Annotated in this window: 6 protein-coding genes; all 6 read left to right on the forward strand. The window is 59.2% G+C overall.

Annotated elements, in window-relative coordinates:
- Position 1 precedes the first annotated feature (1 nt).
- A complete protein-coding gene (locus ON14_RS10740) occupies positions 2-4321 on the forward strand; it encodes an Ig-like domain-containing protein (protein WP_050993051.1) in 4320 nt (1439 codons plus the stop codon).
- A 9-nt stretch (positions 4322-4330) separates the two neighbouring features.
- Positions 4331-5302, forward strand: a complete 972-nt coding sequence (locus ON14_RS10745; RefSeq protein ID WP_010205100.1) for an AAA family ATPase — start codon at positions 4331-4333, stop codon at positions 5300-5302.
- Positions 5303-5489: 187 nt separating this feature from the next.
- Entirely contained in the window at positions 5490-6731 is a 1242-nt protein-coding gene (locus ON14_RS10755; RefSeq protein WP_010205101.1) for a DUF58 domain-containing protein, read from the forward strand.
- Positions 6728-9019, forward strand: coding sequence for a transglutaminase-like domain-containing protein (locus ON14_RS10760; RefSeq protein WP_010205102.1), 2292 nt, complete (start codon positions 6728-6730; stop codon positions 9017-9019). The genes ON14_RS10755 and ON14_RS10760 overlap by 4 nt, the downstream gene beginning before the upstream one ends.
- Positions 9020-9101: 82 nt before the next feature.
- Positions 9102-11900 carry an FHA domain-containing protein gene (locus tag ON14_RS15250; protein WP_010205103.1) on the forward strand — a complete coding sequence of 933 codons (2799 nt, stop codon included), beginning with the start codon at positions 9102-9104 and terminating at the stop codon, positions 11898-11900.
- Positions 11901-12001: 101 nt separating this feature from the next.
- Positions 12002-15058: an FtsK/SpoIIIE domain-containing protein gene (locus tag ON14_RS10770; RefSeq protein ID WP_010205104.1), complete on the forward strand. Its 3057-nt coding sequence runs from the start codon at positions 12002-12004 to the stop codon at positions 15056-15058.
- Positions 15059-15223 lie beyond the last annotated feature (165 nt).

Consider the following 15223-nt stretch of genomic DNA (forward strand, 5'->3'; position numbering starts at 1 on the left):
GGTGGCTTCACCAGACGCCGTGAGCTACCAACCGGGCGGCGACGTCGTGTTCTCAGATTCTGGGGCCGGCGGTGAGCTCAAGATTGTCACCCTCGTGGTCTCCGATGGCGATAGCGAAAGCTCGGGCAGCATTTCCGTCGCGGTCAAAGCTCCCGGCGAAGTACCGATTGAGGCAGATCCCTTCGTCGTGCTTGCGTACGCAGGCAAAGAAGTCACCGTTTCACCGCTGAGCCACGTTCGCGGAGGCAACGGCAACATCCGGCTCAATAGCGTTCCGGCAAAAACTGGTGCTCAGGTTGTACCGAGCTACGAGACGGGCACCTTCCGTTTCAAGAGCGATGAAATCCGCAGCCATAATCTCGAGTACGTCGTCACCGACGGCAATCTGACGTATACCGCGATCGTGCGCATCGACGTGGTGGCGCCCCCAGACGCGAACACGGCACCAATCACCGTGCCGAAAACGATCTTTGTACAGACTCTGCAGAATGAACGAATCGATGTCGCCGGCACTGATGTCGACCCCGCCGGCGGGGTACTGCTCGTCACAGAAATCATGAACCTGCCTGTGGGGTCTGGCGTACGTGCCGAAATCCTGGAACAGCGCCTCGTTCGTGTCAGCCTCGAAGATCCGCTGGATAACGGACCGGTGTCTTTCAACTATCGAATAAGCAACGGACTTGCGGATGCCGTCGGCGTGATCACTGTTGTCGAAATCCCGGCGCCGTCGCGGTTTCAAGCGCCGATTGCCAATGACGACTTAGTGACGGTTCGCGTTGGTCAAGCTGTCGACATCCGAGTGCTTCAGAATGACGAACACCCGGATGGTCTCGAACTCACCCTGGTGCCCAAGATGGCGCAAGACCTCCCCGACGATTCAGGTCTGCTTTTTGCCTCAGGTGAGGTGCTGCGTTACTTAGCCCCAGACCGCACCGGTAACTTCACGGCGGCGTATCAGGTTGCTGGCCCGGACGGCCAGTCGGCTACCGCCATTGTGCGAATTGCTGTGCGTGAACTTGACCCCGCGAGCAATAATCCTCCGGTACCGCCAACAGTGACCGCGCGGGTTCTCGCCGGCGATACCGTGCGGGTCCAGATTCCCTTAACTGCTGCAGACCCCGATGGCGACTCGGTGCAACTGCTGGGTCAAGCGACCAATCCGAGCAAGGGTGCGGTCTTAGAAGTTGATTCCAACACTTTCGTTTACCAGGCAGGGGAGTACTCCGCAGGCACGGACACCTTTAGCTATACCTTGATCGATTCTTTGGGTGCGCGAGCGAATGGTGAAATCAACATCGGTATTAGTCCGCGCCTTGACGGTGCGCGAAATCCGGTCGCCATCATCGACGAAGTTACCGTTAAACCGGGAATAACCGTGTCCGTCCAGGTGCTCGCTAACGACTCTGACCCCGATGGAAGTCGGCTGTCTGTCGTTTCTGTCGAACCAAACGACGGCGTCACCGTTGCGGAGATCGACGGCGACGTGGTGAATGTAACGCCGCCTGATATTCCCGGAGATTACGGAATTATCTATGTGATCGAGAACGAGACCGGTGGTTCGAGCCAGAACTTCATCCGGGTGACGGTCGATCCTGAGGCAAAACCGGCGTATCCAGTGGCCACCGACAGCGTATTGACGCTGTCTGACGTGCTTGACCGCAATCGAGTAACCGTTGATGTGCTTTCTGGGGTGTTCTTCGCCGACGGCGATCCCCGCACGCTCGCTCTGGCAATTTATGAGGGCTACGGTGACTTCGCTCGAGTTACCTCCGACAAGAAGATCGAGGTCTCGGTCGGGGACTCTAGCCAGATCATTCCCTTCCGCGTAACGAACCCTCTCGATCCCACAGCGTTCAGCTTCGCTTTCATCAAGGTTCCGGGCTACAACGACGCTCTGCCCCAGATTGACCGCCGTGCCAAGAAGCTGACGGTTAATAGCGAGAGCACGTTGGTAATTGACCTCAACGACTACATCATCGCGGTTGGCGAGAACCCTGTTCGCCTCACCGACTCGAGCACGGTGCTCGCGACCCACAGCGATGGATCTAACCTCGTGCGAGACGAGGACACGCTGGTGTACACGTCGGCCGAGAAATATTTTGGACCGGCATCCATTTCATTCGAAGTTACCGATGGGGTCTCGGCGACGGACCCTGAAGGTCGAAGCGCGATTCTTGTCTTGCCGATAGACGTACTTCCGCGTGACAATCAGGCACCAGTATTCGGCGGGGCGGTTATCGATTTTGAACCTGGCCAAGAAAAGGAAATAGACCTCGTCAAGCTAACGAACTATCCGTATGAGGATGACCTCGAGGAGCTCGTTTACTCGATTCTGAGTCCGCTTCCTGAAGGATTCACCTATTCGCTCGCGGGCACGGTACTCAAGCTCAAGGCCAACAACAGCGCAGTGAAAGGTACGCGAACCGCAATCTCCTTGGGGGTCAAAGACGATCTCTCTGAAGGAAAGTCTGGGCGAATCGAGCTCAATGTCGTCGCGTCGACGCGACCACTTGCCAGCCCCGCGGCCGATAGCGTGATTGCGAAACGTGGACAAACCACCGTCGTTGACGTGCTCGCAAACGACGCATCAACCAATCCCTTCCCTGGCTCGCCCTTGAGGGTCGTCGACATTCGCGGCCTTGGCGGAGGAGCAGTCCCTCCCGGCCTCACAATTGTTCCCAATAGCGACAACAGCAAGCTGACAGTGACAGTGTCCGCAGACGCTGTTCCCGGTGATGTGAATCTTCAATATCGTGTTGCGGACGGTACGAAGGATGAGTCCCGTTACGTCTGGGGCACAGTGGTCGTTTCCGTTCAGGACCGCCCCGACCCAGTCTCGAACCTTGGTCCGAGCGGATTCGGCGACAAGACCATCATGATGCGCTGGAACGCCGGGCCGTCAAATAACTCCCCGATCACGACCTACCGCGTAACCACGCGCGTGGGCACTGTTGTTGTAAATACGACTCAATGTGCTGGAACTTCCTGTGCGATTCCAACCACGGGAAACGGGCCAACCAACTCCGTCAAGGTGACCGTCGTCGCCGTCAACGCGATAGGTGAATCTGAGCCGGTGACGCTTGCCGATGCAGTGTGGTCGGACATCATCCCGGTTGCTCCGACGTCCCTGAGCGCTTCGCCTCTCGATCACGGTCTCAGGATCACGTGGAACGCGGTTCCGACGCCCGCTGGCGGTTCGCCCGTTGACCGCTATCGGGTTGTCGTCGGCGGTCTCGAGATTTCGCTTGGCCTCACCCAGTGTGATGCCGTTACATGCACCTGGGACACCCCGTCTACATGGGTGCTCGACAATGGTGTGGCGGTCGCCTACACGGTCAGCCCCCGAAATGCAGCGTACACAGCGCTATCGGTGTGGAACACCAGTGAGCCGCGCAGCGCAATCCCCGCAGGACCACCGATTGCTTTGGCAGCGCCTGTCGCCAGCGTCGTCAACGACTCCACCGCCACACTCTCTTGGCCAGGAGCATTCAACGAGAACGGTCGGCCGGTAACGGCCTATACCGCTGCCGCGTACACCGGTACTGCGCCGACGTGTGCGGCTAACGGCTCGATTACCGGCCATGGTGCCGCGCTCTCGGCAGTCGGAAGCGGAACAACGGCGACATTCTCTGGATTGTCTCCGAACCGTACTTACACAATGCTTGTGTTCGCTGACAACGGCCAGGGCTGCACCACCTCCCCAACGGTCATCGCGCACACTCCGCCCGGAGTAATTACCGCGCTCAATACTGCTGGTCCTGTGGCGAACGGCGTTCGGTTCGACTTCACCGTCAACGGTGGAATGATGGGAAGCGATCCGCTCACGAGCGATTACACGCTCTACTACCGCTTGAGCGGCGGTAGCGTGCCAGGAACAATCTTTGGTCCGGTGGCTCTGGGCTCCTTCTTGACTGCAGATGGCGGACAGCAGTACGGGCAAAACATTTCCGCTCAGGTGCTCGCGTGCCGCAGTTACGGATCAGCGCCCATCTGCCAGTCCAACTGGTCTGCGCCGTTCCCGCTAGGTGTTCCGGTTAATCCGTCGGTAGGCAACCTCACCTTTACGTCCGATGGTGACCTGCTTAATCAGAGCGGAACGTTCGAATGGCTCGACTGGCCAGCCGGGGCCTATGAATCCGTGCGTTATCGCTGTGGTGGCGTTACGCTCGACCCTTGGCAGACAGCCGACACCAGCACCCCCGGTGGCAGCTGCCACGCTGATGTTGCTCTGCTGGTCGCTAACCCGACTCTCGTAGTGCGCGTGACCGCTAACGGCGGACAAATCTATGACAGAACGTACAACGGATATGACTATGACTAGAGGTTCGGCATGACCATGACTCCCGATGAAGCCGCATGGTTCGCGGAAAGCTTCAACCGACTCGTCACTAACGTCGAGCAAATTTTGCTCGGCAAGACCTTTGTTGTTCGTCTCGGTTTTACTGCTCTTCTGAGCGAAGGCCACCTTCTGCTCGAGGACTACCCCGGCACCGGCAAGACTTCGTTCGCTCGTGCGATCGCGCAAAGCGTTTCGGGAACCACCAACCGCATTCAGTTCACTCCCGACCTGCTTCCTGGCGACATCACGGGCGTGAGCATTTTTGATCAGCGTGACAACGAGTTCGAATTTCACCCGGGACCGATCTTCGCCAACATTGTTTTGGCAGATGAGATTAACCGTGCAAGCCCCAAAACTCAGGCTGCGTTGCTCGAAGTTATGGAAGAAGGACAAGTCACTGTTGACGGGATCTCCCATCCGGTGGGGGCGCCCTTCATGGTGATCGCGACACAGAATCCGATCGAGCAGGCCGGCACCTACCGACTTCCTGAAGCACAACTTGACCGGTTTCTCATGAAGGCCTCGATCGGCTATCCCGACCGCGCCTCCACGCTTCGCATTCTCGATGGTGCCGGTGTTGCCGCCCATTCCGTGAAGATCGACCCTGTTGTTAGCGCGGAGCTTGTGGTGGAGATGGCACAGCTCGCCCGTACAGTTCACGTTGACCCCACTATTAACGACTACGTGAGTCGCCTCATCGAAGCAACCCGCAGCGCTACTGAAGTTCGGCTAGGGGTCAGCGTTCGTGGAGCTCTTGCTCTTATGCGGGCGGCGAAGACCCTTGCCGCATCCAACGGTCGACACTATGTCGTTCCGGATGACGTGAAAGCCCTCGCCGAGCCTGTACTCGCGCACCGTCTAGTTATTGATGCTGAAGCCGAGTTCGAAGGCGTTACGGCCTCGAGCGTAATCGCCCAAATTTTGATCGAGAATCCTCCGCCCACAGAGCGGCAAGCCGTGTGAGTTCGATTCTGAAGCGTCCGGCTAAGCGCGAGCCGCCTCAATTTACCGCACCGGAACAGTCAGGTCCGAGCGGCGAGTCCGCGCGCTCAGATGCTGACTTTCCGACGAGCGTTCGCGGGCTCGATAACGCCAGAACTCGATCGTTGGATACCGCACCGGGTTTCTCGCTGACCTTATTGTCGCGATAGTGCGCTTCGTTGGCGCCGCACGCAGCACCATTGCTCGCTACGCCGCCCGAATCACCCCTGTAGTTACGCCGCTCGGCTGGGTTGTCCTTGCGTTGATACCGACTACGCTCATCGCAGGATATTCGATTGCGTGGATGGAACTTATCGTCGTGGGCTACGCCAGCATCGCGGTGGCACTGATGGCCGCGATCTATCTTTTTGGGCGCAGCCAACTGACGATCAGCCTTCATGTCGAACGACGACGAGTTACTGTCGGTGAAGCCATCAGCGGCGAAGTCCGGGGAGTAAACGCTGGGAAGCGACGCAGCCTTGGAGTCGTCGCCGAAATTCCTGTGGCGGCAACGTTCGCCGAAGCCGTACTGCCCAGCATCCGACCTGGCGGTGCGGCCTCGCACGAGTTCCCGATCCCCACTCATCGCCGTGGTGTGATCAGTGTCGGGCCGGTGCGCACAATTCGCGCGGATCCCATAGGGCTGGTGCGGCGCGAACTGATCTGGACCGAGTCAGCCGAAGTATTCGTTCACCCGCGGACGATTAGCATTCCCAGCGTCAGCACCGGACTCATTCGGGACTTGGAAGGCAATCCCACGAAAGACCTTTCCAGCAACGACATTTCGTTTCACGCGCTACGCGAGTATCTTCCGGGGGACGAACGCCGAAACATCCACTGGAAAACAACCGCACGAACCGGCCGTTACATGGTGCGTCAGTTCGAAGAAACTCGACGCAGCCACCTCGTCATTGCTTTGAGCCTAGCCAACGCTGACTACGCCAGCGACTACGAATTTGAGATGGCCGTGAGCGTAGCAGGATCGCTGGGTGCTCAAGCGATCAAGGATGCCCGTACGATTACGGTTGTCGCGAGCGAGCAAACCCCACAATTTGCGAAACGAAAGATTTTTGCAGTGCGAACGCTGTCGACGTTGACCAGCACACGACTGCTCGACGACCTCACTCGCGTGAATAGCGCCGATACTGCTCTGCGAATCGTGGATGTTGCCCGCGTCACGTCTGAACAACGCGACGGTGTATCTGTGGCGTTTCTCATTTGCGGTTCAGCGGTCAGTTCCCAGCAACTGCGTGCAGCGTCAACGAAATTCGCCGCGAACGTAGAAGTCGTGGCAATCGTGTGCGATCCAGAAGCTGTACCGGGATTGCGCCGGGTCTCAGGATTGAGCGTGCTGACGATTGGGTACCTTGAGGAACTCAAACGTGCGCTCGCGCGATCGGCGGCGGTATGACGCGCCAAACCACCCCGACGTTCGCCGGTGTCAGCGGAGGATTGCTGTGGATATCACTCGCGCTCGCGTCAGCTGCGCTCTGGCCGATTTATCGAAGCCCAGCATTGATCGTGCTTGTCATCGTGAGCGTCGTAGCCGGAACGCTAGTTGCCGTCGTCGCTCTCTGGCGACGGTGGTCAGTGGGGTCTACGGCCTTGGCCACTGTTGTCATGTTCCTTATCATCGGTGTCCCGCTCGCCGTCCCGTCAGAGACGCAGTACACGGTGCTTCCGACGTTTGCAGGCCTTGTCGATCTGGTTCTTGGCGTCGCTCTGGGATGGAAGCAATTACTCACAATTTCGCTCCCCGTTGGCAGCTATCAGGCTCTGTTGGTTCCCGCGCTAGTTCTCGTGCTGGGGGCGACTGTGGTTTCGCTCAGTATCGCGTTTCGCACCAAGGTTCAAGAACTCTCGGTCATTCCACCCATCGTGGTCTTTCTCACCGCAGTAGCGTTCGGTCCAACCTACCCAGATCGTTCGGTGACTTTATCCGTCACCCTGCTCATTGTCGTAGCACTCGCCATGGTGTGGTTTCGTTGGCGACGTCGACGCGACACAGTGAATGCTCTTGAGGCTGCGGTAGACAATGCCGGGGTTGCTCGTCGCCGGCGAGAGTTTGGTTTTGCGGGCGCTCGTACCGTGATCAGCGCGGTTGTTATTCTCACGATCGCCGCTGGAGCCGCTGTCAGTATCGCAAACGCCCTACCCCCGCAAAGTGATCGCTCAGTTCTACGCACGGCCATTGTCGAGCCTTTCGATCCTCAGAACTATGTAAGTCCGCTCTCGGGATTTAGGCGATATTGGCAGCCGAGCACCGCGAATTCTGTGCTGTTCGAGGTTGCGGGCGTGCCTTTAGGGACGCGAGTGCGTTTGGCAACACTCGATAGCTATGACGGCGTTGTTTATTCGGTCGGAAGCGGTCGCGTGACGAGTGCGTCTGGTGCCTTTGCGCGAGTACCCGCGCGTTTCGACCAATCGGAGGTCGACGGAAACCCAGTCGCGATGACCATCACAATCGTCAACTACACCGGAGTGTGGCTGCCGACGGTCGGACTATTCGAAGAAATCAGCTTCGACGGTGCGCGGGCTGCAGACTTGCGCGACACTTTTTACTACAACGACGTCTCGGGCACCGCTGCCGTCACGGAGCTTCTCGAAGGCGGTGACAGCTACACGTACGAAGGCAAACTTCCAATTCAGCCGAGTGCCGAGGAGATATCTTCGCTCACTCCCGGCACGGCAGAAGTGCCTCCGATCCGAGTATCACCGGACGAACTCACTGAGAAGCTCGATGAGTATGTTCGCGGGATTTCGCAACCGGGAGAACGCCTAGCGGCGATGCTCAGCGGCCTAGCCGCCGACGGCTACATCAGTCACGGTGTTGGTGTTGATGAGCCAGCGAGCAGGTCAGGGCACGCATCGGACCGTGTAGCCGAGCTATTCACCGAACCTCGAATGATTGGCGACGGCGAACAGTACGCGGTCGCGGCATCAATCATGGCAAATGAGTTGGGATTTCCCGCCAGAGTCGTGTTGGGATTCGTTACCTCTGATCAGCAGATTCGTGGTGATGATGTCACGGCGTGGATCGAAGTGAACACGTCGGAGTACGGCTGGGTGACTCTTGACCCGAACCCACCCCTGCGGGAAATTCCGGAAGAAGATCCGGATGACACCGCGCAAGTCGCTCGCCCGCCCACGATTGTGCAACCGCCCGAAATCGAATCAGATACTGTCAACAGGCAGTCAACTCCCGATAGTGAACAAGCGCTTCAACCAGGCGTCGATCCCATTCTGCAAATAGTATTGGCGGTTCTTCGCACCGTTGGCTGGTCGTTGTTGGGGCTTCTCGTGATCGCCGCACCATTCTTATTGATCATTGCGGCGAAAGTGCGTCGCCGCCTTCTGCGCCGTCGTGCTAAATCCACGCTGGATCAAATCAGCGGCGGCTGGCAGGAGTTTGAAGACTCCATACTTGACCACGGCTTCTCGCCACCGCTGTCAGGAACCCGGACGGAGGTCGCCGCGGTTGTGCAAGCCCCTGCGGCCCATGAACTTGCGGTGAAAGCCGACCGCGCAATTTTTTCCGGAGCTGATCCACAATCAGGCGAGGTCGATGCGTTCTGGACGAACGTTACCGAACTCGAGAATCAGCTTCACAATGGACTGTCGCGATGGGCGCGGTTCAAGACCAAAATATCGCTGCGATCGCTCGGTGGATATAGTGTCACAAGTCTGTTTAAGCGATAGAGGACTACCCGTGATTTGTTCTTTCTGCGCGACGCAATTGCCCGCCGATGCGGTTTACTGTGCCGAATGTGGGCGACCTGCTATGTCTCGTCGCGCCCGCCGCACCGCCGATGCTGCACCCAAAAAACCTCAATCTGCACGAGCGAAACGTGCCGCTAGGAAGAGTCAGGCCGCTGACACCGTCGGGCCACGACGTCGACGCAAGAACGAGGAGAGTAAGCAGACCATCCCGGTTCTTGCCTCACCCTCAGAGCCGATCATCGACACAGTGACGGCGGTTCAGCTGCACGAGATCGTTACCGGGGCTGACGAAACTGAGGCAGCGTTTGCCGACACGGATGTTAGCGCTCACGCGGAAAAGTCATCGATTTCAGAAGGCGAAGCTCGCCATCGCGCTCAACATGAGCACACAGCGTCAGCGCGCGAATTGCGGTTGGGCGAGCCGCTGATGCTCTCATCGACGGATCCGCAGCCTGCCGAAGCTGAGGAGTACGCGCAAGCTGTTGACGGGTCAACGAGCGCTGGCACCAGCGACGTGGCGCGTCTATCGGGGCCAGAACTCCCGAGTGCGGGTGCGAGCGCGCAAGTTTTTCAGCAAGACGAAGACGCATCTTATGACGAGGTTCTTCCATTCGATGAGGACGGCCCGTACGACGAAGTAGCGAACCCTGCTGCAGTGAACTTCGATGTTCAGCTGGCCGGAGTCGCTGCGCTGGGGAAAGTGGACCTTACTCCACAGGCCAGCTGGCGCATTCTGCCGGCGCCCGATCCGCAGCAAATTGAGCGGACAGCTGAGGCAGGTGAACCGCTAGTGGCTCGTGAGCCCGCGACCGCAGTTGAGCAGACGGCAGAAGATTTGGCGGTTCCGGAGGAGTCGCCGATGGCAGACTACTTCGAGGTTGGCGAGCACCGCTTGCCGGCAGAGAGTGTGACAGCCGCCGACGACTCAGCGATTGCTGAGCCCCCTGTGTCGATAGCTGACTTGGTAGCCCCGGAACCGCGCGAACCAGTGATTGCCCCTGACGATACCCCCGCAGCTTTCGCTGCTGGAGGGACCAAGGAAAACGAGGAAGTCGAAGCAGTCGAGCCCGTCGTTGACGATTTCGATCACGTCGAGCTCGCCCATCTCGCGGCACCTCAGAACGCCGACCTTACGGATGTTGCAGATGTTGCAGAGATCGCGGGCGTAGCGGAGACAGAAGATTTGGTCGACGGCGTCGATTCTGCCGACGACGAATCGGCGCACTTTGAGTCTCCGGAAACCGACGCTGTCGGAAGTCTGGACGCCTCTGCTGCGTTGACTGGAGTCGATGCTGATTCTGACCCTGACAGCGATTTTGGCGGCGCAGGTCCTGCTGTCGTGCCGGAACCAGAACCAGAACGAGAACCGGAACCGGAACCGGAACCGGAACCAGAACCGGAGCCGGAGCCGGAGCCGGAGCCAGAACCAGAGCCGGAGCCAGAACCAGAGCTCGAAACCGAACTAACTAAGGCCCCTGAGCCGGAGCCTCTTGTCGAGCCTTCGCCTCTACCGCGATCACCGTTTGAACCAGATCTGAGCAAAGTCGGGCGGCCTGACGCGGCCGCTGGAATCTCCGGACCCACTGGGTCGAAGACCGTGCGCCCGCTGGGAGACGAGGAGCTCTTCTCGACTGCGGACCGGCTGCGAGCATCCGCGTTCGCGCCTGTTGCATCTGAGCGTGTCGACGATCAGCCTGCGCCGATAACTGCGGAACGCGGCGAGGACTCCGATATAGCGTCGATCAGCGGAACGGCACCTCGAGTGTCGAAAGTATTTGGAGAGCAGCCGGGAGCTGTGGCCCCCGAAAGTAATCCCGTTTCGGGAGCGACCGAATCAGCTCAGCCGCAGCGTTCGAGTTTTAGCGATTCGTCGGCAGCACCGGTCGCGACCGACGCGATGTGCGCTCAGTGCGGTGCTTCGTTGTCAGAATCAGATATCTTTTGTGGCACTTGCGGGTTTGTGAAGCACGGAGTTGGGCCGAGCTCTCGAGCAGCCAAGGCGCCCATGTCCGACGCATTTCCGAAGGAAATTGCGATGGCACATTCCCCTGATATCGCGCCTGCTGCGCCTGAGACGCTCACTGACGCTGTAGAGAATGTGGTTTCTGTCGAACCAGCGGAACCTTCCACCCTCGCGCAACCGCTGACGACGGAAACCTCGGCAGCTTCGGAAGAAGTGGACCAACCGCCAGTTGCGACGCCGACAGCAGCCATGGACTCGGCGTCGGAGATAAATTCGAGTGAACTTGTCGAGCAGGCCGCTGATGCGCACCCGGTTCACGAAGCTGCATTCGAACAGCTCAGTGCTGTGCCGCGTCTAACAGATGCTCAAGAGCCCTCGATGAAGGATGCAGTTTTGCCTGAGGCTACTGTCGGCGATTTAGGATCTTCCACTGGCGGGTCTGTTCTTGCCCCGCCGCCTATGTCTCACCATCGCGTTGAGCTGCCGATCGCTCCACCGACGCCTCTCTCCTCGCTCGCTTCGGGGGAGGAGGACATCGAAGACACCAGAATTGTCGAACGTGGCATCTCAGGAACACGCTATGTCCTTCAGTTCAGTACTGGCGACAGCGTGATCGTGACTGGCACCGGCCTCGTCGGACGAAACCCGATACCGGAGCCGTCCGAGAAGTTCGACATTGTGGTTCCGATAACGGATCCCAGTAAATCTGTATCCAAGACTCATCTTGAGTTCGGACAGCTAGCGGGAGCCTTTTGGATTAGCGACCGATACTCCGGTAACGGAACCGTCGTGCGTGAGCCAGGCGGAGAACCGAAACGTTGTGAGGCCGGAAAGCGTTATCGGGTAATGCGCGGCACGCGGGTTGAGATTGGTGAGCAGTTCTTCATCGTCAGCTAATGGTGCCGGGGACTCTCCCTCACACCGGTGAGCTGAGGCCCTTTCTCCACGAGCGGTAGTGAAAACCTCTGTCGGCTAAGGCCGGCTGATGAAGTAGGTATGTGACTGATACCAGAACCACTGACCCGCGAATCACGCTGCCAGCGGCGCTTCAGCCTGCCGCGCCTTTTCGGTTTCCTGTCGTCGCGGCGACAGTGCCTGTCGTCGCCTCTGTCGCGATCTGGCTGATCACCGGATCAATGTTTGCGCTAATATTCGCGGCTTTGGGACCGCTCGCTGCTATTGGCACGTATATCGATTCGCGGGTCTCTGCACGCAAGGTCTTGCGTGCAGAGACAACGCGATTCGCACGTGATCTCTCGTCGACGCAGTCAGCGATTGAGGCATATCACCGTCGCGAAAGTGGGGATCTAGCTGAGCTTGCTCCACCGGCAATTGTGTTGGTGGATGAGGTTAAGACTGATTCGTCGCGGTGGATGCGGGAGCCGCGTGAAGTTCTGCCAGTGCATCTCGGGTACGGCACAGTTCGCAGCAACCTCGTGATCGACGGGGGAGGAGCACGCGATCATGTGGATTCAACGACAGCGCAGCACTATCAACGTCTTACCGATCTGGCCGCTAATCTGCAGGATGCTCCGATCGCGGTGAATGCGAGACTGGGAATCGCAATCTTCGGCAACGAGCTGCTCTCTCTCGCTTTGGCGCGTGCTCTGGCGATTCAACTCGCACGAAGTCTGTCCCCGAAAACAAGCTGGCTGAGACCTCGCGGCGTATTCAGCGCTGAGCTCTGGAGCTCGCGCTTGCCTCACCGTGTGTTGCGAACGGATGGCGGCGTTCAGGAACCCACAATTGGTCACGAGCTTGCCAGCGTGCACTGGGGTCAGTTGGGAGATGATGCACCGAGCGTTTCGATCAGCGTTGTCTCGCTTGAGCAACAAGTGCCGAGTGGGCACCGGATCATAATTCACGCTGGCGGTGATTCTATTGCGGTTGTTGGTCACCCAGACAAGCATCAACGTCGAGAGTTTGCGCCATCATTCCTCGGCAGGGAACAAGCCTTAGTCTGGGCGCTCGCTGCTCACGAAATCGCCTCGCGGGATGGACTGGCCTCGAGTGATGAGTCAGTGCCAGACTCCCTCGCATTCGAGGAATTGCTGTCACAACTCGAGTTCAGCCCCGAGGGTACAGTCCGCCGCGCACATTCACTTGAAAGTCGACCAGCAGTGGGGTCGAATGGGCGGCTAGTCGTCGACCTTGTCGCACACGGGCCCCACGCCATCGTTGGCGGCACGACAGGAAGTGGTAAGAGCGAACTGCTCATCTCGTGGGTGCTTGCGATGGCCGCAGAGGCCTCTCCAGACGACGTGACGTTTCTCCTCATCGATTTCAAAGGCGGTTCCGCGTTCGCGCACTTGGCCCAACTACCGCACACTGTGGGAATTATCACCGACCTAGACGAGGCCGCAGCGAGCCGGGCGTTTTCTAGTCTCCGAGCGGAGCTCCAACACCGGGAGCGATCGCTTGCTCGTGCAAATGCGCGAGATATTTCTGAGGTTGACGCGCTCCCACGGCTCGTGATTGTTGTCGACGAGTTTGCGGCAATGATGGGTGACTACCCTGAACTTCACGCGCTGTTCAGCGACATTGCCGCGCGTGGCCGCTCGTTAGGCGTACACCTCATCCTCTGCACTCAACGACCGTCGGGAGTCGTTCGCGATTCCCTACTGGCAAACGCGGATTTACGGATATCGCTGCGGGTTAATAACGGGGCAGATAGTTCCGCTGTGATCGGCAGTGATCGGGCCGCCGAGTTACCCGCACGCATCAAAGGTCGCGCGTGGGTCGCGCACGGGTCGTCCTCAGCCGAACTCGTGCAGTTCGCGCTGGCCACTACGCACGATGTGCTTTCGGTGGCCGAACGATGGCCAGCCGATTACAGTCCTCGGCGCCCCTGGTGCGAACCTCTCGCTGAATATATACCGCTCGCTACCATCGCAGAACTTGGCGCGGCGAGGGGGAACACCGCTGCTGCATCTCCGCCTCGCGCTCGACAATCGGCACTGCCACAGAGTGCACGAGACGCCCGCGATGCTGTCGGCACGATTTCCGTCTACTTTGGCCTAACAGACTTGCCGGATGAGCAGCGGCAGGGTGTCGCCGAGTGGGCTCCAGAGGAGGATGGCAACCTTCTCATCCTGGGTTCCCCGGGAAGCGGAAAGAGCACGACGATTGCGACGATCGTCGCTGCAGCCACCGCTGATCCACCCGCAGGCGCTAACGCGCCCGCGAATGGATCGGAGCCCACAGCCGATCCTGCGGGCGTAGGGAGTAACATCACAGTGCTTGCGGGTGGGCTTGAACCGGCGGGATTCTGGGACACGGTGAGTGCGTTGCACGCTCAACTCGATCGCGCAATCTCGCAGCGAGACCATCCTCGTGGGATAGTGCTGGCGATCGATGATCTTGACGCAGTGATTTCGCGCTTTGACGATGAGTACCGCAGTACTGTGCTCGATCGGCTTGCTCGACTGCTGCGAGAAGGACCATCGCAGCGCATCTGGGTGGTGGCAAGTGCACAACGGGTGACGCCCGCACTGCAATCATTGGCCCAGCTGATTCCCCACGTGTTGCGACTTCGATTCGCCAACAGGCAGGAGTTTGTGCTCTCCGGGGGCGTACCAGCGGAATACACCGCATCACTTCCGCCCGGAGGAGGCAAATGGAAAGGGGCCCGCGTGCAGGTCGCGGTGAGCGCCCACTACCCTCCAGCGCCGCAATCGGCTGCGGTGGCGACGATTCAGCGTACCGAGAAGCTCGTCGTCGCGAGCAGCAGACCCGCTGCGACCACCGCCGCGCTCACGGCAGCTGGCTGGCACGTTCGCATGCTCGACGGCGCGCCAGGGAGCGAACGAGAGTTGCTCATCGCGGATAACAGTCGGCCGATTGCTCTCATCGGTTCAATCGACGAGTGGCAATCCCGTTGGGGCGCGCTGGGCCTTCTGAGAACGCACTCCACCGTTCTCCTCGATGGGTGCAGTCTGAGCGACTACCGGCAACTCGCCCGAACGCGGGAACTGCCGCCCCCACTCACCGCCGGCGCCGGACATTACTGGAAGATTAGCGAAAGTGGGGCTGAGAGGGTGCGGCTGCCCCTCTAGGGGTGGCCAGCGACAATCCTTGTGATCCAGAGCGCAGCGGCACGGTACCCGAATTGGGCACATTTTTGGGGCGAATTTGAGCGCGAAACATGGAATTATTACCACGCGCCCATAATGCCCCTCCTAACTGGGGCTACAACTACCCAAACTGCGCTCACTACCATC

The organism is Salinibacterium sp. PAMC 21357 (assembly GCF_000247645.1).
Taxonomy (GTDB): Bacteria; Actinomycetota; Actinomycetes; order Actinomycetales; family Microbacteriaceae; genus Rhodoglobus.

Bases quoted from the DNA above. Each gene is read 5' to 3' on its own strand.
- ON14_RS10745 (WP_010205100.1), top strand. From the start codon at position 4,331: ATGACCATGACTCCCGATGAAGCCGCATGGTTCGCGGAAAGCTTCAAC.
- ON14_RS10760 (WP_010205102.1), top strand. From the start codon at position 6,728: ATGACGCGCCAAACCACCCCGACGTTCGCCGGTGTCAGCGGAGGATTG.
- ON14_RS15250 (WP_010205103.1), top strand. From the start codon at position 9,102: ATGTCTCGTCGCGCCCGCCGCACCGCCGATGCTGCACCCAAAAAACCT.